Raw genomic sequence first — 17,561 nt, forward strand, 5'->3', positions numbered from 1 at the left:
GCAAGTTACAGGTTAGCAAGTTTAAAAGTTGGAAAGTTTAAAAGTTATAATGTTTGTTTGTATATTTTTAGAGATGTTATAAAATACAAAACAGCTTGCTAATATTCTAGACTTTTCAACCTGTAACTTGCAACCTGTAACCTATAACTATCAATCCTCCAAAGCATTGGTAAGAAAGGTGTTTTTTAAAAAAAGCCATAAAAGTAGAAATACAACGGCCCACTTCAGGTACATGTCGTAGTAATCTTTGGTATTTCGGAAGCGCAGCTCTTTAATTTCTGATTTCTCTAATAAATTGATTTTGTTGAAAATCTGCTGCAAGGTGTTCGCCGTAGTTGCCCGGAAGAATTGTCCGTTGGCTACCTGGGCTATTTCCCTTAAGTTAGTTTCGTCTAAGCGCGTGTTTACGTAGGTAACTTCGCCTTTTTCGTTGGTATCGTACGGTACCTGCCCATCTTCGCCTACCCCGATGGTGTAAATCCGGATGTTATAGGCCTGGGCCAGTTTAGCCGCTACCGCTGGTTCGATGTTGCCGCCGGTGTTTTCGCCATCGCTGATTAAAATGCAAACTTTTGATTTAGCTGTTGATTCTCGCATGCGGTTTACGGCTACGCCTAAGGCACTGCCAATAGCCGTACCATCGTTGGGAATCATTTTAAAGTGAATGCTTTTTATGGTTTCGCGCAGCAGGTCGTAATCGGTGGTAAGTGGGGCTAACGAATACGCGTCGCCGGCAAAAACTATTACCCCAATCCGATCCTGAAAGCGGCCCTGAATAAAGCGCAAAGCCACGCCTTTGGCCGCCTCTAACCGGTTAGGCTTAAAATCTTTTAATTCCATCGACCCCGAAGTATCCAATACCAGCATAATGTCAATGCCTTCCGAGAGTTGTTCAATAACTTCGTTGGTGCGCTGCGGTCGCGCCAAAGCCACCATTACCAGCATCGTAAATACAGTAAAAATAACATCGGGGATGTACCGCAGAATAGAGGACCAGTGCCATTGGGCTTTGCCTTCGAAAAAAGCAACATCCAGCTTTTTCCGGAACCGGAGCGTGAGCAGCCAGCGTAAAAAAAAGCAAAAAGGCACTAGGGGTAGCAAGTATAAGTACAGCGGATTGATCCACTCAAAAGAGCGCAGCGTGGCGTAACTAAACCAGTCCAGGTCAAACCAGTCGAAAGCTGTATCAGGTAAGGGCAACATGGCGAGTTTGGTCTTTTACAAATTCGTACCGGCGGTCAGCAAAGTGGTGCAGCAGGTAAAAAGCCACTACCGTTTCCGAAGACTCATCCGATAGCATGTTGCCGTAAATGGCTTTATCAAATAATTTTAAAGCGGTAGTTACATCTTCGTCCTCGCCGTAAAACTGGGCAATTTCTTTGGTGGTGAACGAGTTAATAGCGCTGCCTTCTAAACGCGTTAAATAATTTTTCCAAAGGGTTATGGCTTTCTCGATGTTTTCCAAAGATTGGGATCGGTTAAACCGTTCGATGTGTGCATTGTAGCGCGTTACAAAGGCATTATGATCATTTTTTAATTTATACAAATTAAAGTTGAGAATAAGGCGCCGGCCAAATACCCCCCATACTCCCAACGACAATAACAACAAGATACCCAGCGCTACTAAAGCATAAGGATAATTAAAACGCGCATTTACCCGTAATAATTGGGTATTAGCTTTTAAAGGTATGCTGTCGGAGGGGAGAACCGGAACCATTTCCTGTAAAAAAACACTATCGGGTTTAGGTTTTAACGGGGTAGTAGAGCCGTTTTGCAGCAATAATACAGGTATTTGTAAGCGTTGTATTTTGCCCAGATCAAAGGTGCGCAAAATGTAAACGGCGCTATCGGTACTAATATTTTCTTGAGTGCGCGTAGGGTAGTATGTTTTGGAAACAAATTCGAAGGGAACAAAGGAAAAAGCCGAATCAGGCAAAATAATTTCCTGCCCGGGAGGGTGCTTGTAATACAACGTATACCGAACCAACTGACCAATTTTAATGGAATCCTGCAGAAAAAAGCCTATTGGTAGCTGGGCAGCTGCTTTTGCCGCAAAAGTTTTTGGCAGAAAAATTAAAAAAAAGATGTAAATCAACTTTTTAAGCACTTTTGCGCATTAAATTTCTTAATCGAAATAAGTTAATTAGCTGCGGTACGTAATCGTCGGAAGTGTCGATAGTTAAATAATTAGCTTTATACTTTCGGCAAATCTTCGTTATTTTTTCCTGGTTATCGGCGTAGGTAGTTAAATAGCGGTGTTGAAACGAAGAGGAAGAGGTATTCACCCAAATGGTTTTCCCGGTTTCTTTATCCAGCAGAGGAATGATTCCGAGAGCCGGAAAATCAATTTCCCGTTTATCCATTAATTGAATAACCACTAAATCGTGTTTTTTAGCTAGCATCGTTAGTTCGCGTTCGTAATTCTGATCAATAAAATCAGAAATAAGAACAATAATACTGCGGCGCTTAATAATGCTTAAAGCCAATTTAATACCGGCTGCCAGGTTGGTACGCAGTGATTTTGCTTTTAACTCAAAAATTGCTTTAATTATGGTAAAAGCGTGTTCAATCCCTAAGCCAGGTTTAATGTATTTTTCCTTTTGATCCGAAACGCACACCATGCCAATCTGGCTGCTTTGTTTGGCCGCTACTAAAGCTAAAATGCCGCAAATTTCTTTACCAATATCTATTTTCTGCTGACCGGTTGTCCCGATGGCTTGCGAAGCACTTACGTCTAAAATTAAAAAAACCGATTGTTCTTTTTCTTCTTTGTAGGTTTTAACAAAAGTACCGTGGCCTTTGGCCGACACGTTCCAATCAATCGCCCGTACATCATCGCCGTATTGGTATGCCCGCACATCGTCGAACTCTAGCCCAGTACCTTTAAATACCGAATGAAAATTACCTTGCATTTGGGTATTAATGACCTTGCGTATCCGGATTTCGTACTTTTGCAGCTTCTTTACCAAATCTTTCATACAATCAGCTCGGGGGCTTTAATTTTTAAAATTAGAATTTATTTAATTAATTTTAATTCGTGAAGTCTATATTTTTAATCCTTACACTCTTAACCTTGGTTTGCTGTTCGCCAGCCGGCGAACCAAAACCAGCTAACTTGCTCTCGGAAGATCAAATGACCCGCATTATGATGGATGTACACCTGGCTGAGGCGCAAGTCGAAAATGCCGGTTTACCACTCGATTCGGGAGAAGCGGTTTTCCGCAAAATGCAGCAACAAATTTTTAAAAAGCACGGTGTAAAAGAAGCCGATTTTAACACCAGTTATCAATATTACCTGCGCAACTTAAACGGCCTCGATAAAATCTACGAAAAAATAATCGACAGCCTCACCGTACGCGAAACCCTCCTGAAAGCCCAACCACCTAAACAATAGGTTACAAGTTGTAGGTTGCAAGTTACAGGTTGCAACTTGTATAAATTAAAAAATTATGAATGTAAATAATTGGCCAGTACAATGTGGGTTGTCCCACATACCTACAATTTAACTTTTCAACATTTAAACCTTTCCAACCTGTAACTTGCAACCTGCAACCTGCAATTTTCCAACTCACATCAACTTAGCCCCATTAGGCACAGGGCTTTGGGGTTGAGCCAAAATGATGTTGCCATTATCATCTTCAAAACCGGTAATGAGCACTTCCGAAATATACTTACCAATTTGTTTAGGCAGAAAGTTGACTACCGCTATAACTTGCTTGCCTACTAATTCTGCTTTCGTGTAGTTTACGGTTATTTGCGCGCTTGATTTTTTAATTCCTAACGGTCCAAAGTCTACTATTATTTTGTAAGCAGGTTTGCGCGCCTCTGGAAAATCACTTACATCCAGAATGGTACCTACCCGCAATGCTACTTTTTCAAAGTCGTTCGGGTTTATTGTTTGCATAGTACTTTAATTATACTGGCTTAGTAACTAAACCTTTTTCCGGTCGTAATCAATTCAAACTAGGCTGATGGTTACCTTGTAAATAGGTGCCATTTCTAACACGAAACTAAAAATTAGCGCTTAAAATAAAAAACTATGAGAATTGACTCCGGCTTTACGCAATCTGTTTGGAAACACGGTGTAGATATGCCTTTTACCACTACCCTGCAATCTGATTTGCAATGCGATGTTTGCGTGGTAGGAGCAGGTATTTCGGGCCTGACTACCGCCTATTTACTGGCGCAGGAAGGAAAAAAGGTTATTGTGTTAGAATCGAAAGGCATTGGCGGGGGCGAAACGTCGCGTACTACCGCTCATATTTCCAACGCCCTCGATGATCGTTACGATAAGCTTATTCAATTACACGGCGAAAAAAACGCGCGCTTAGCGGCCGAAAGTCATACGGAGGCCATTCGCCGGATTGAAGAGATTGTGAAGAAAGAAAACATTGCTTGTGATTTTGAGCGCGTAAACGGCTACTTGTTTGTACAACCCAGCGATTCTGAAGAAGAATTGGATAAAGAATTGGACGCTTGTTGGAAATTAGGCTTTGTGGGTGTTACTAAATTAAAAAAATGCCCAGTGCCCAGCCTTTCCGAAGGTCCCGTGTTATGTTTCCCGGACCAGGCGCATTTTCACCCGATGAAGTACCTGGCTGGCTTAAGCCAGGCCATCTTGGATAAAGAAGGGTGTTTGCTATTTACGGATACGCACGTGCAGACCTTTGATAACAGTGGCGGATTGGTGCGGGTTAAAACCGAGATCGGGCACACGATTACGGCCAACCAAGTGGTAGTAGCCACTAATTCGCCGATCAACGATACTGTAAAAATTCATACCAAACAAGCTCCTTACCGCACCTACGTTATTGGTGTAAAAGTACTGGAAGATGCTGTACCAAATGCTTTGTATTGGGATAATTCGGAGCCTTACCACTATATCCGGTTAGTAAAAGATCAGCACCCGGATGCGATACAAGCCGGCCAGGATAAATATAATGTACTGATTGTTGGCGGGGAGGATCATAAAACCGGTCAGGAAACGGATGAAAAAGAACGGCTGCGCTGCCTGGAAGAATGGACCCGCGAAAAATTCCCGATGGCCGGGGATGTAGTATATAGTTGGTCGGGGCAAGTTCTGGAACCAGTAGATTACCTGGCTTACATCGGTAAAAACCCGGGCGAAGATAATGTGTACATTGCCACGGGCGATTCGGGCCATGGCATGACGCACGGCACCATTGCGGGAATTTTAATTACGGATTTGATAGTAGGTCGCAAAAACGCTTGGGAAAAATTGTATAATCCGGGCCGGGTAACTTTATCTGGTTCTTCGGCCATGGAATTTATTAAAGAAAATATCAACGTGGCCGCCCAGTATACCGATTGGGTTACTCCTGGTGAAGTAGAAACCGCCGAAGAAGTTTTGCCCGGAACCGGCAGCATTCTACGGAAAGGCGTAAACAAAGTGGCCGTTTATTGCGATCTCGAGGGGATTCGTCATGAACATTCGGCGGTTTGCCCGCACTTAGGCTGCATTGTACACTGGAATAACCTGGAAAAAAGCTGGGATTGCCCTTGCCATGGTTCCCGTTTTGATCCCTACGGTAAAGTTGTAACGGGCCCTGCCTTGTCAGATTTAAGCAGCCCTAAATAACTTTTTAAATTTGGGTGACCAACAGAAAAGCCGCTGCAGAATGTGCAGCGGCTTTTCTGTTGGTATAAAACGCCATTTTTTAAATTTTTATAAACCAGCGGTGTTATTTTCTTCTAACTGAAAAGCCGAAAGACCATCGAGCTGGGTGGTAATGGTTTGCGACCAGGCGGCTTGTTTCACGTCATCTATTCCGTGGTGCGATTCGTTGTCGTACCGAGTTTGCGCTTTCTGCCAATCGGCAAAAACTTTGTTTACAACGGCTTTAAATTTGTTTTTATCGCCACTGCATAAACTTTTTTGCTGGCTTAGTTTCTGGCGCAATTGCCGGGCATATAACTCGGTAATATCAAAATGTAGTTGTTCGTGTTGGAGCAAATCCACCGAAACTTTGTTTTTGGTCCAAGATTCGTTTGGTGAAAATTGGCACTTCACATCATAAACCATTACGCTATTCCGGCAGGTGGCCGATACGGCAATATTCGTCGAAGCCATGGCATGCAGCGGGTCATTTGCATCGGCCTCTTTCTGGAAATCGTCCCAGGTTAATTTACGGTTGCTGTTCCAAATAATTTGCTTATTATCAATCGCCTTAGGTTTATCATTTAAAGCGTTGTTCGATGTAAGAGTAGGTGAATTTACTCCGGAAAGCAATGAAAACAAAACAAGAAAAACATGATTAAACATATCAGATAATCGGACTGAAAATTTTTAAATTTTTGAATTACAAACGGATAAAATGAGCTGCTACTAAATCGTTTTACAGCTTACCTGCAATTAGATTTTTAAATTTTTAAGCAGCAGGCTTCTTTTAATTTATAACTCAAAAATTATAATCTTCGTGCAACCGTAGCGGATAATTTTTTAAACCGGAAAAACAACAGTACTGCCGCAATGGTTAACCCGGTTAACAAGCCTAACCAAATGCCGTTTACTCCCCAATTAAGTTTAAAGCAAAGCAGGTAACCGGTGGGTAAACCTACTACCCAATAAGCCAGAAGCGAAATAGCGCCGGGTATTTTTACATCTTCTAAGCCGCGCAAAGCCCCTAGGCCTACTACTTGCAAGCCATCGGACAATTGAAATAAAGCCGCAATCACTAATAATCCGCCGGCCATTTGGATCACCTTTGCATCGGTAACGTACCACTGGGGTATCCAGTGTTTACCTATCACCAGCAGCCCCGCCATCACCGACATAAACAAGAGCGCCATAACCATGCTGCTAAACCCAGCTTGCCGCATGTGCTGGTACCGGCCGCGACCTAATTCATTACTAACCCGGATGGTAGTGGCAGTAGCCAGGCCACTGGCCATCATGTACGTGACGGCGGCAATATTAATGGCAATCTGGTGAGCCGCTAATTGACTGGCACCCAACCAGCCAATCATAATGGCCGAAAAGCTAAAAGCACTCATCTCAAATATCATTTGCACCGCAATCGGTAAGCCCAATTGGCCAATACGGCGCATGTGTTTCAAAGAAAATATTTTAGCGTGGGATTTATGGCGGTACTCGGCAAAGCGGGGAGCTCGCCAAACGTACAAACCCATCATAATGGCCATTATAATCCGGGAAATTAATGTTGCTATTGCCGCGCCGTTTAAACCCAGTTTAGGAAAGCCCCAATTGCCAAAAACCAGCAGATAATTTAAAAAAAAATTAACCACATTGGCCAGCACCGAAATATACATGGATTGGCGGGTAAGCGTAAGCCCTTCGGCAAACTGGCGAAAGCCTTGAAAAATCATTAAAGGTATAAGCGAAACCAACAGAATGTTGAGGTAAGGAATGGCTAACCGAACTACCTGGGCCGGTTGATTTAAATAGTAGAGAAAAGGCGAAAAGCTGTAGCCCATCAAAAAAAGTAACATCCCCACTGCCGTGCACACTACTACTCCGTTAATCAACAACAAAGAAATACGTCGCCGGTTTTTCCGGCCATCGGCGGAGGCAATTAAAGGCGTAATGCCCAAGGAAATACCCAGGCCCAGTACCATAAATATTGTAAAAATGCTGTTACCCAACGAAGCCGCGGCTAATGGTAAAGTACCCGTGCGGCCCACCATAATGCTGTCGCAGACCGAAACCAGAATATGTCCTAACTGACTTAGGACTACCGGATAAGCTAAAATAAAATTTTGCTTGAAATGAGATTTGAAATCGGGTAGCAGCATGGCTTTTTAAAAAACGAGCCGGCAAAATTAAGATAAATACCGGATAACTGACATTGGCCCCTACGATCGCTAAACTTATTTCAAACCTTGTAAGCCGTGTTTCAGCCGTTTCATAGCTTCTTGTAACCAGTCGAATGGTATCGCAAAAGAGATCCGGGCAAAACCAGGAGCACCAAAATAATCACCCGCTAGTATCTCAACGCCAAACTCATTTTTTAAATACTGACTTAGAGCAAGGCTTGTATTTATAATTTTCCCGGAATCCGGGCGTTTTTTGTGGAGGAAAGCACTGAAGTCAGCAAAAACGTAGTAAGTAGCTTCGGGCTCGTTGAAGGTAATATTACCAATTTGCCGCAACGCTGCACATATAAATTCCCGATGTTGGGTAAGTACCTCGTGCATGGGAGCCAGAACTTGCTGATAGTTTTGTAGAGCTACGGCGGCAGCAGTTTGCGTAAACGGACTCAACCCCCCAATGGTAGTTTGCTGAAATTTATAACAAGCGTCGTAGTAGGCCGGCGGTATTATTAGGTAGCCGATTCGCCAACCCGACATGGCAAAGGATTTAGAAAACCCATTTACCACTACATAACGGTTATGTAGATCTGGAAACTCCGCTAGAGAGGGCACCCGGCCGGCAAAGGTTACCAGGTCGTAGATTTCGTCGGATAAAACAAGTACCTGCGGATGCTTTTCTAACACCGCCAGCATAGCAGCTACATCGGCACTAGAGTAAATACGGCCCGTTGGATTGCCTGGATTACACAAAATAAATACCTTGGTTTTAGGCGTTATCAACTGAGCCAACTTATCCGCCGCAATAGAATAATTATTTTGGGGCGCTGTGGGTAAAGTAACAAGCTTGGCTTTTACCTCCTCAATTAGTTCATGAAAGCCAAACCAATTGGCCACTGGGGCAATTACTTCATCGTCCGGTTGCAGTACCGTCCGGAAAAGATTAAAAATAGCTTGCTTTACGCCAGCCGTTACAATAATATGATCCGGCGATACTTGTGCATTATTAAGTACCTGGTAACGTTCCGCAATAGCCTGTCTTAACTCCAGTAAACCTTCTGTTGGTCCGTAGGTAGTCTGACCTTGTTGAATAGCCCGGATAGCGGCTTGTTGCACTATTTCGGCCGGGGCAAAGTAAGCAGCCCCCGAGGCTAAACTTATGGTTTCCATAAAGCAGCTAATGGCCTAACTAACGTTAAATATAATATCGGCAAAATAACGCTGAGCATCCGTAAATAAAACTTGCATCTCTAAATTTGCCTCGCGTGCTAATTCCTGAATTTGCTTTTCCGAGAATTTATATGAAGACTCGGTGTGAATGGCTTCCCAGGCTTGCAGTTTAAAGCTAAAATTTAAATCTTGCAGGATAATTTGTTGGTTTATAGTACTTACTAAGTAACTTTTCATTTCGCCGGAAGCAGGGTTGTACTCGGCAAAATGTTTAAACAGCGGCAACTTAAAATTACCGCTAAAAGTTTGATTAATGCGGCGCAGTAAGTTAAAGTTAAAAGCGGCGGTTACGCCCGCGGCGTCATCGTACGCTGCCCGGATAATGCGCGGATCTTTTTTCAAGTCGAAACCAATCAATATTTGATCGCCAGGTACAAGGTAATGCCGCAATTTTTTTAAAAAAACTTTAATTTCCGGATAAGGAAAGTTGCCAATATTAGATCCCAAAAACAAAAGCACTTTGCGGTTAGAGGACTGGGTTTGCAGTTGTTCTAACGCTCTAAAATAATCGCCGGTTAAGGGTGCTACTGCTAAGCCAACCATTTCAGCCGCTAAGCTTTGTTGTAATTCCTGCACGGCGTCCGGCGAAATATCAATGGGTACGTAAGTAAAATCAACCGCTCGTTCCCGCATGGCCCGCAGCAATATTTTAGTTTTAGCCGCATCTCCGGAGCCTAAGTCTACTAAATCAAAAGGTGTAGCAGCGCTGAAAGCAGCGATAATGGCTGCTTTTTGCGTGGTAAATATTTCGGTTTCCGTGCGCGTTAAATAATATTCCGGCAACTCCATTATTTGCTGAAAGAGCTTACTGCCCATGCCGTCGTAGAAATACTTGGACGATAACGTTTTTTGATTTTGAGACAAGCCCGCAATAATATCGTGGGCAAACTGATCTTTTGCAGCAGTGGAAAGCGACAAAGCAGGCGAATAGATTTCGGTTTTCATCGTTATTTATGGGCGAGCCGAATGCCGGTAAATTGCCAGCGTTTATCCGGGTGAAAAAAGTTACGGTAAGTGGAGCGAATATGGCTACGAGGCGTAGCGCAAGATCCACCGCGTAAAACCATTTGGTTAATCATAAACTTACCATTGTACTCCCCCAATGCTCCTTCGGCTTTATTAAACCGGGGAAAAGGTAAATAGGCGCTGTAAGTCCATTCCCATACATCACCTAGTAACTGCGTTTGGCCTGGGCTCGGCTGCGGATCGTAGAGTCCGTCTTCTAAAAAGGTTCCTGATGCTAGATCAGGAGAATATTGCTGGGCACCCACTTCCCATTCAAACTCGGTGAGTAGGCGTTGGCCAGCCCAATTAGCATAGGCATCGGCTTCGTAAAAGCTGATATGCGTAACTGGTGCTTGTAAGTTAACTGGTTGCAAACCATGTAAGGTAAACCGGTACCAACCATCTGGCTGTTTTACCCAGTATAGGGGAGCCGCCCAGTGTTCTTGTTGGGCCAGGTCAAAGCCTTCGTGCAGCCAAAATTTAAAATTCTGGTATCCGCCAGCTTCCATGAACTGCAAATATTCTTGGTTGGTTACCAAACTGTTCCGGAACAAAAAACTATCGAGCCACACCCGATGCGCCCCAAGTTCATTATCAAAGCAAAAATCCGGACCAGTATGCCCAATGGTATACAAACCTGCTGCTACGGACAAGTATTCCGGTTCGGGTAAATTTACCGAGAACAATTCTGATTTGGAAAGTGGCGGCAGTAAAGCTGGCGCTAAGGGGTTTGTACTTAAAATATACTTAATATCGGTTACGAGTAACTCCTGGTGTTGCTGTTCGTGCTGCAAACCCAGCTCAAACACGGGCCACATTTCGGTTAAATGGTGCTCGTTTATTTTAGAAAACAGAACGGATACATGCTCGTTTACATAGGCCCGGTACTCGTAAATATCCTGAAGCGGTGGCCGGGATAAAGTACCGCGGGCTTGCCGCAAAACCCGGCTACCAATAGAGTTGTAATATGAATTGAACAAATAGTTGTAATCTTTATGAAATACGTGATAATCCGGAAAATACTTTTGCAAAATAAAAGTTTCGAAAAACCAACTGGTATGCGCCAGGTGCCATTTCGGCGGACTCACGTCTACCATGGGTTGTACCACTGTATCTTCCGGTAAAAGCGGCCGGCATAAAACTTCTGTTTGGTTTCGGATATGTAAAAAACGTGATAATAATGTTTCCGTTTCTACAGCAACAACTGGCATCATATCATTCAGGAAAAAGGTTTGCAGGTATAACTTTTAATCCGGGTAAAAGTTTACCCTCCTGAATTAAACTATCTTCCCGCATCGGTTTAAGTTATCTTTGCTGGCTAAAACAACATATTATTTCTGTTAATTAAAAGTATATTTAAAGATTATGCCGCTTCAAGGTTCTGTACAAAAGCATGTATTACAATTTAAGTTCGATGCCCGTACTTCCCGGGGAGCTATGCAGCAACACGCAGTGTATTATATTAAAGTATGGGATACGCAGCAGCCCCAAATAGTAGGTGTGGGCGAGTGTGCTCCTTTGCCAGGCCTTAGTCCCGAATATAATCCTGAATTTGCTGAGCAGTTACAAGAATGGATTACAAGGTTTAACAGAAAAGCTATTGATAGTGAAAGTGTTAATGCGTATAACTTAAACCAAAAATTTAATATTCCGGCTTGGCCTTCTCTGCAATTTGGGTTTGAGACAGCAGTGTTGGATTGGCGAAAACATGGCAGTAAAAAATTGTTCGATAACTATTTCTCCCGTTCCGAAGCTGGCATTCCGATTAACGGTTTGATATGGATGGGGGAGAAAGCTTTTATGCAGCAGCAAATAGAAAAGAAGTTACAAGAGGGTTATTCTTGCCTAAAATTAAAAATTGGTAGTTTAGACTTTAAAACCGAATTGGCCATTTTGCAACAAATCCGGGAAGTAGCTGCCGCCGATACCTTAACGATCCGCCTGGATGCTAATGGGGCATTTACTTCTGAAGAAGCCCAAAACAAATTAGAACAATTAGCCGAGTACGCCATTCATTCCATAGAACAGCCCATTAAACCCCAACAACCGGAAGCTATGGCGCAATTATGCCAGCATTCACCTATCCCGGTGGCCCTGGATGAAGAGTTAATTGGTGTAACCAACCCGGCTGCCCGACAGCAATTGCTACTGGAAATTAAACCAGCTTACCTTATTTTAAAACCGACTTTACTGGGTGGATTGAAGGCTACTAAAGAGTGGATATATTTAGCCGAAGAACAAAAGATTGACTGGTGGATTACTTCCGCCCTGGAGTCGAATATTGGTTTGAATGCCATCAGTCAGTTCACCGCAGCGTATACCTTAAAGCGGGAGCAAGGTTTAGGAACCGGGCAATTATACACCAACAACATAAACTCGCCCTTACGGATACAAGCCGGCAAACTGTATTACGATGCCGCAACTTCTTGGGATAACCTGCCTTAACCAGGAATATTTAAAAAGCCATTAGCCTTAGATTCAATTGTGTTGTTGCTTTAGCTGAATACGAATATACTGTTGATTAGCAGAGCTATATATTATATCGTTAAAAATTTTAAAATTTAAAAAATCCAGGAAGATTAGTTATTAAGAGAATTTCATATAAACCCACTGAATAAGAGAAGATTTTTATTTTGGCTCACCTGTCGTGGCTTCTTTTTCTAGTAAAGCCGTTACTTTAGGTACACCGGTGCTGGCCTTCTCGGCAATTAAATGCAGGTTAGGTCTTTTTGCCACGGGTGGCAGATTGGGATCAATCACGTAAACGGGTATGCCTCTGGGAACATAGTCAATTAGGCCAGCGGCTGGGTAAACCACCAGAGAGGTACCCACCACCATAAAAATATCTGCTTCCTGGGTTGCCGCCACGGCCACTTCCATCATGGGAACCATCTCTCCAAACCAAACTATATTGGGCCGTAACTGCGATCCTTTCTCGCACAAATCTCCTTTTTTTAATTCCCAGCCAGTAATGGGGTACACTAAGTTTTCATCTACGGTACTCCGCGATTCAAATAATTTGCCGTGTAAATGTACCACGTTGGTAGAGCCGGCTCGTTCGTGCAAGTCATCTACGTTCTGGGTGATGATGGTAACATCAAACTTATCTTCTAAATGCGCTAAAGCCAAATGCCCGGGATTAGGTTTAACTTGGTGCGCGTTTTTGCGACGTTCATTGTAAAAGTTTAGTACCAATTCCGGATTGCGGCGCCATCCTTCCGGCGAGGCTACATCCATTACTTCGTGGCCATCCCACAAGCCATTAGAATCCCGGAAAGTAGCAATGCCGCTTTCGGCACTAATTCCGGCTCCGGTTAATACCACTACTTTTTTGCGCATAGCCTGCTTTTTAAATTTTTTTATGTTTAAGATGTGCTGGCTGAAACAAAAAAGCGAAGTAAGCACTTTGGCCTACTTCGCTTTTTTGTGTGTAATGTATTTTTTATTTCTTCTTGTCCGTAGCAGCCATTTTTTTTGTACTTGCTTTTTTGGCTACGGGTTTCTTAGCCGGTGCTTTTTTCTTAGTTGTTTTGGCCGGGGTATCGGCAGTTGTTTCAACTTTTTTCTTGAATCCGCCCCGAGCCGGTTTATCAGGGGTTTGTTCCGCCAGGGTTAAACATTCTTCCAGAGTTAAATCAGCCGGAATTTTATCTTTCGGGATTTTAACATTTTTTTTACCCACCACAATGTACGGACCAAACCGGCCATTTAATACTTGCACCTCCGGATTTTCGGTAAACGATTTAATGCATTTTTCGGCATCCGCTTTCCGTTTAGCCTGAATCAGATTAACGGCTTCTTCGCAATTTACGGTGTAAGGATCTAAAGTTTTGGGTAAAGAATAAAACTTATTATCGTGCCGAATAAAAGGACCAAATCGACCAATAGCGGCCGTCATATCTTTGTCTTCGAAGGTACCAACTATGCGGGGCAATTTAAATAAATCTAAAGCATCGGTTAAGGTAATATTTTCTAAAAATTGCCCTTTCCGCAAGCTCGCGTATACCGGTTTTTCTTTGGTATCCTCGTTTTCTTCGCCCATTTGCACAAATGGCCCAAAACGGCCAAGTCGGGCCGTGATCTTTTTGCCAGTATCTGGATGCACGCCTAATTCCCGAGCCCCGCTAATAGTCGAACGTTCCACATTTTGGCTGGAAGTAATGGTTTCGTGAAAGCCCGTGTAAAAATGTTCAATCATTTTATCCCAAGCTTTGGTACCCGCCGCAATCTGGTCGAACTCTTCTTCTACCTTGGCGGTAAAGGAATAATCAATCACGCTCGGAAAATACTCTACCAAAAAATCATTCACCACCATGGCGGTATCCGTCGGGAAAAGCTTAGCTTTTTCTACTCCCACGAGTTCTTTCTTAGATGCTGTGGAAATAGTATCGTTCACTAAGGTTAAAACCTGGAAAGCCCGTTCTTTTCCTTCGCGATTATCTTTTTCTACGTAACCTCGTTTCTGGATGGTTGAAATAGTAGGAGCATAGGTGGATGGTCGGCCAATACCCATTTCTTCTAATTTCTTTACTAAGCTGGCTTCGGTATAGCGGGGAGCCGGCCGGGAGAACCGTTGCGTCGCTAAAACTCGTTGTACGGCTAATTGCTGGCCAACAGTTAAAGGAGGCAGCATGTCATGCTCATCTTCTTCTGGCACTTCGCTGTCGTCTTTCGACTCAATGTATACTTTCAAAAAGCCTTCGAACGTTACTACTTCGCCGGTAGCTACAAACTTTTCTTTAACCGTGGAAATACCAATAGTAGCGGTGGTTTTTTCGATTTCGGCATCGGCCATTTGCGAAGCAATGGCGCGCTTCCGGATTAACTCGTACAAGCGTTGTTCATTCCGGTCCGAAGAAACTTCTTTCGCGAAAAAATCCGTAGGCCTTATAGCTTCGTGCGCTTCCTGCGCCGATTGGGATTTTGTTTTATACTGCCTTACTTTTACATATTCTTCCCCGAAAGCCGCGGTAATACGGGCCGTAGCACCAGCAATAGCATCTTGCGATAAGTTTACCGAGTCGGTACGCATGTACGATATTTTACCCGCTTCGTATAATTTCTGGGCAACCGTCATGGTTTGCGCTACCGAAAAGCCTAATTTGCGGCTGGCTTCCTGTTGTAACGTAGAGGTAGTAAAAGGAGCGGCCGGTGATCTTTTTAAAGGTTTTTTCTCTAAATTATCAATGGTGTAGGTGGCGCCTTTGCATTTTTCTAAAAAAGCCTCGGCTTCGGCCTGTGTTTTAAACCGCGTAGGTAGCTCTGCCTCCAGTTTTTTACCATCAACGGTAAACAGGGCCGTAACTTTAAAAGCCGAATCAGCCTTAAAACGATCAATCTCCCGTTCGCGTTCTACCACCAGGCGCACCGCTACCGATTGCACCCGGCCCGCGGATAAACCGGTCTTAATTTTTTTCCAGAGGACAGGTGATAATTCAAAGCCTACCAGGCGATCCAACACGCGCCGGGCCTGCTGGGCATTTACCCGGTCAATGTCGATGCCGCGCGGTGATTCAATAGCGTTGAGAATAGCATTCTTGGTGATTTCCCGAAAAACAATGCGCCGGGTTTTTTTATCGTTTAGGTTAAGCGCTTCGGACAAATGCCAGGATATAGCTTCTCCTTCTCGGTCATCGTCCGAGGCGAGCCAAACCATTTCGGCTTCTTTAGCTAACTTTTTTAATTCCGCTACTACGTCTTTTTTATCCGCCGAAACAATGTAAGTAGGTTTAAAGCCATTTTTGATATCAATCGCGTTATTATCTTTCGGTAAATCGCGCACGTGACCAAAGCTGGATTTTACAATATAATCTTTTCCTAAATACCCTTCTATCGTTTTTGCCTTGGCCGGCGACTCCACAATAACTAAGTTCTTAACCATTCTATAATTTAACTTGGCTTAAAAGCCGTATTTTAGCGCAAAGATGATTATTTTTTCCACAATAGTATCAAATGCCGCTTCTTTGCCCGATGACTGTTTAGTAATAAATAAGATCAATATGTATTTTTACAACCCAATCCAGATGTTACAAGTTCAATAGCCCTTATGCTATACCACTTATTTATATGCCGGCACGCGCAGGCCCAAAATCCTACTTTTAATCAGCCAGATTTTGAACGGCAGTTAACACCACAAGGCATAAAAGAAGCCGAGCGAGCTGGAGACTGGCTGCAACAGTTGGCCGTTAAACCAAACTTGGTTGTTTGTAGCAAGGCGCAACGTACTCGTAGTACCGCTTCCATTATTGCTACTACATTAGCTTATAATCAAAACAAGATTGTGGCGGATGTATCGCTGTATAATGCCTCCGAGGCACAAATTTTAAATTTTATTGCCCAAGTAAACCAGGAAATTACCACTTTAGTCCTGGTGGGGCATAATCCGGGTGTTTCGGGAGTAGTAAGCACATTAAGCGGTACTTTCCAGGGTAATGTTCCTACGGGAAGTGTCCATCATTTAAGCTTTGAATGTGCGGGTTGGGAGGCGATTTTAGTTACTACCCCCATCCGTTACGAAGCTTATTTACAGGCTGCCTATTAATTTAATGAGTGTTTAAACTGTTTTTGCTGCATAAGCTTACTTCTAAGAATACTTTTTTTAAATTTTTTGCTTAAAGTTAACTATACCTACGACTTTTACAGCTTAAGCGGATTGACGAACCTGATATATGGCAACCACGATTGTATCTGTTATTAATCAAAAAGGAGGTACGGGTAAAACTACCACCACTATAAACTTGGGCCGGGCATTAAGCAAATTGGGGCGTAAAGTGCTTTTGGTTGACTTGGACCCGCAAAGTAATCTTTCGTACTCTTTGGATATAACGGAACCAAAGTTTACTTTGGCGGATGCTTTTACCGGAACCAAGAAGCTAAAAGAAATTCTGGTGCAAAAAGACGAGACCTTCTTTGTTGCCCCGGGCTCTTCCGAACTCGTTGACGTGGAGATTTCTTTGGTAACCCAGGACAAAAGAGAAAATTTTTTAAAAAATATATTAGCCAGTGTAAAAGGCTATGATTATATTCTGATTGATTGTCCACCTTCGTTGAGTGTTTTAACCTTAAATGCGCTTACTGCTGCGCACCAGGTTTTAATTCCGTTGCAGATGGAAGTATTAACCATGCAGGGGCTTAACCAAATTTTAACTACGGTTAATAAAGTAAAATCATCTTTAAACCCTAGGTTGCAAGTAAAAGGCATTGTAGTAGTTATGTATGACAAGCGTCGGAAATTGAGCTCCGAGATAGAATCTTTTTTAAAAGATAATATTGCCGAAAAAATCTTTGAATCGCGGATACGCTTAAATGTAAAGTTAGCCGAAGCGCCCTCCTTCGGACAGAGCATTCTGGATTATGACCCATCTTCCAACGGTGCGCAAGATTACTTGGCCTTAGCAAAGGAATTTTTAAAATAAACTGCATGGTTTATACTGGCACCGATTTTTTATACCAGATAAACTACTCTTTTGCGGATTAGCTTTTGCCTTTTTAATCTAAATAATTTATAACTTTAACTTTTGCCAATACTACCCGGGCTG

The 17,561-nt window shown here is 43.1% G+C and carries 16 protein-coding genes; 5 read left to right on the forward strand and 11 right to left on the reverse strand.

The genetic code is table 11. The features are described from left to right. Positions 1-150: 150 nt before the first annotated feature. From AHMF7616_RS05835 to AHMF7616_RS05845, 3 genes are read right to left on the reverse strand one after another with little or no spacing between them, the layout of a single operon-like run. Positions 151-1,203 (reverse strand): vWA domain-containing protein, encoded by a 1,053-nt coding sequence (locus AHMF7616_RS05835; RefSeq protein ID WP_199474129.1) that lies wholly within the window; start codon positions 1,201-1,203, stop codon positions 151-153. Next, the gene (locus AHMF7616_RS05840; protein WP_147275612.1) at positions 1,187-2,095 is read right to left on the reverse strand and encodes a hypothetical protein; all 909 of its coding nucleotides are present in this window, start codon (positions 2,093-2,095) and stop codon (positions 1,187-1,189) included. The genes AHMF7616_RS05835 and AHMF7616_RS05840 overlap by 17 nt, the downstream gene beginning before the upstream one ends. A 4-nt stretch (positions 2,096-2,099) precedes the next feature. Beyond that, positions 2,100-2,978, reverse strand: a complete 879-nt coding sequence (locus tag AHMF7616_RS05845) for a DUF58 domain-containing protein (RefSeq protein WP_115372031.1) — start codon at positions 2,976-2,978, stop codon at positions 2,100-2,102. A gap of 59 nt (positions 2,979-3,037) precedes the next feature. Between AHMF7616_RS05845 and AHMF7616_RS05850 the strand changes: the two genes are divergently transcribed. After that, complete coding sequence (locus AHMF7616_RS05850) at positions 3,038-3,394, forward strand: DUF4296 domain-containing protein (RefSeq protein WP_147275613.1); 357 nt, start codon at positions 3,038-3,040, stop codon at positions 3,392-3,394. Positions 3,395-3,568: 174 nt separating this feature from the next. Here AHMF7616_RS05850 and AHMF7616_RS05855 read toward each other — a convergent pair whose 3' ends face one another. Then, positions 3,569-3,904 (reverse strand): tRNA-binding protein, encoded by a 336-nt coding sequence (locus AHMF7616_RS05855; RefSeq protein ID WP_115372033.1) that lies wholly within the window; start codon positions 3,902-3,904, stop codon positions 3,569-3,571. A 135-nt stretch (positions 3,905-4,039) separates the two neighbouring features. On the opposite strand from AHMF7616_RS05855, the gene AHMF7616_RS05860 reads away from it, so the two are divergent. After that, positions 4,040-5,599 (forward strand): FAD-dependent oxidoreductase, encoded by a 1,560-nt coding sequence (locus AHMF7616_RS05860; RefSeq protein ID WP_115372034.1) that lies wholly within the window; start codon positions 4,040-4,042, stop codon positions 5,597-5,599. Positions 5,600-5,686: 87 nt separating this feature from the next. Here the strand turns inward: AHMF7616_RS05860 and AHMF7616_RS05865 are convergent, their stop codons facing one another. The 5 genes from AHMF7616_RS05865 to egtB all read right to left on the reverse strand — a co-directional run bounded on the left by AHMF7616_RS05865 (position 5,687) and on the right by egtB (position 11,237). Next, positions 5,687-6,283, reverse strand: a complete 597-nt coding sequence (locus AHMF7616_RS05865) for a DUF922 domain-containing protein (protein WP_115372035.1) — start codon at positions 6,281-6,283, stop codon at positions 5,687-5,689. Positions 6,284-6,426: 143 nt separating this feature from the next. After that, positions 6,427-7,773 (reverse strand): MATE family efflux transporter, encoded by a 1,347-nt coding sequence (locus AHMF7616_RS05870; RefSeq protein ID WP_115372036.1) that lies wholly within the window; start codon positions 7,771-7,773, stop codon positions 6,427-6,429. 75 nt (positions 7,774-7,848) lie between these two features. Continuing rightward, positions 7,849-8,958, reverse strand: a complete 1,110-nt coding sequence (locus AHMF7616_RS05875) for a pyridoxal phosphate-dependent aminotransferase (RefSeq protein ID WP_115372037.1) — start codon at positions 8,956-8,958, stop codon at positions 7,849-7,851. Between the two features lie 15 nt (positions 8,959-8,973). After that, positions 8,974-9,963, reverse strand: coding sequence for an L-histidine N(alpha)-methyltransferase (gene egtD / locus AHMF7616_RS05880; RefSeq protein ID WP_115372038.1), 990 nt, complete (start codon positions 9,961-9,963; stop codon positions 8,974-8,976). Between the two features lie 2 nt (positions 9,964-9,965). Continuing rightward, a complete protein-coding gene (egtB, locus tag AHMF7616_RS05885) occupies positions 9,966-11,237 on the reverse strand; it encodes an ergothioneine biosynthesis protein EgtB (protein WP_317047588.1) in 1,272 nt (423 codons plus the stop codon). Positions 11,238-11,388: 151 nt separating this feature from the next. Here egtB and AHMF7616_RS05890 point away from each other — a divergent pair, with 151 nt between their 5' ends. After that, complete coding sequence (locus AHMF7616_RS05890; protein WP_115372039.1) at positions 11,389-12,468, forward strand: o-succinylbenzoate synthase; 1,080 nt, start codon at positions 11,389-11,391, stop codon at positions 12,466-12,468. A 183-nt stretch (positions 12,469-12,651) separates the two neighbouring features. Here the strand turns inward: AHMF7616_RS05890 and AHMF7616_RS05895 are convergent, their stop codons facing one another. Together AHMF7616_RS05895 and topA are read right to left on the reverse strand one after the other, a co-directional pair. Continuing rightward, complete coding sequence (locus AHMF7616_RS05895) at positions 12,652-13,362, reverse strand: SIR2 family NAD-dependent protein deacylase (protein WP_115372040.1); 711 nt, start codon at positions 13,360-13,362, stop codon at positions 12,652-12,654. 103 nt (positions 13,363-13,465) lie between these two features. Then, complete coding sequence (gene topA, locus AHMF7616_RS05900) at positions 13,466-15,904, reverse strand: type I DNA topoisomerase (RefSeq protein ID WP_115372041.1); 2,439 nt, start codon at positions 15,902-15,904, stop codon at positions 13,466-13,468. A 165-nt stretch (positions 15,905-16,069) separates the two neighbouring features. On the opposite strand from topA, the gene AHMF7616_RS05905 reads away from it, so the two are divergent. After that, complete coding sequence (locus tag AHMF7616_RS05905) at positions 16,070-16,564, forward strand: SixA phosphatase family protein (protein ID WP_115372042.1); 495 nt, start codon at positions 16,070-16,072, stop codon at positions 16,562-16,564. 127 nt (positions 16,565-16,691) lie between these two features. Further along, entirely contained in the window at positions 16,692-17,438 is a 747-nt protein-coding gene (locus AHMF7616_RS05910) for a ParA family protein (protein WP_115372043.1), read from the forward strand. The last annotated feature ends 123 nt before the right edge of the window (positions 17,439-17,561 follow it).

This window comes from Adhaeribacter pallidiroseus (genome assembly GCF_003340495.1).
GTDB classification, from domain to species: domain Bacteria; phylum Bacteroidota; class Bacteroidia; order Cytophagales; family Hymenobacteraceae; genus Adhaeribacter; species Adhaeribacter pallidiroseus.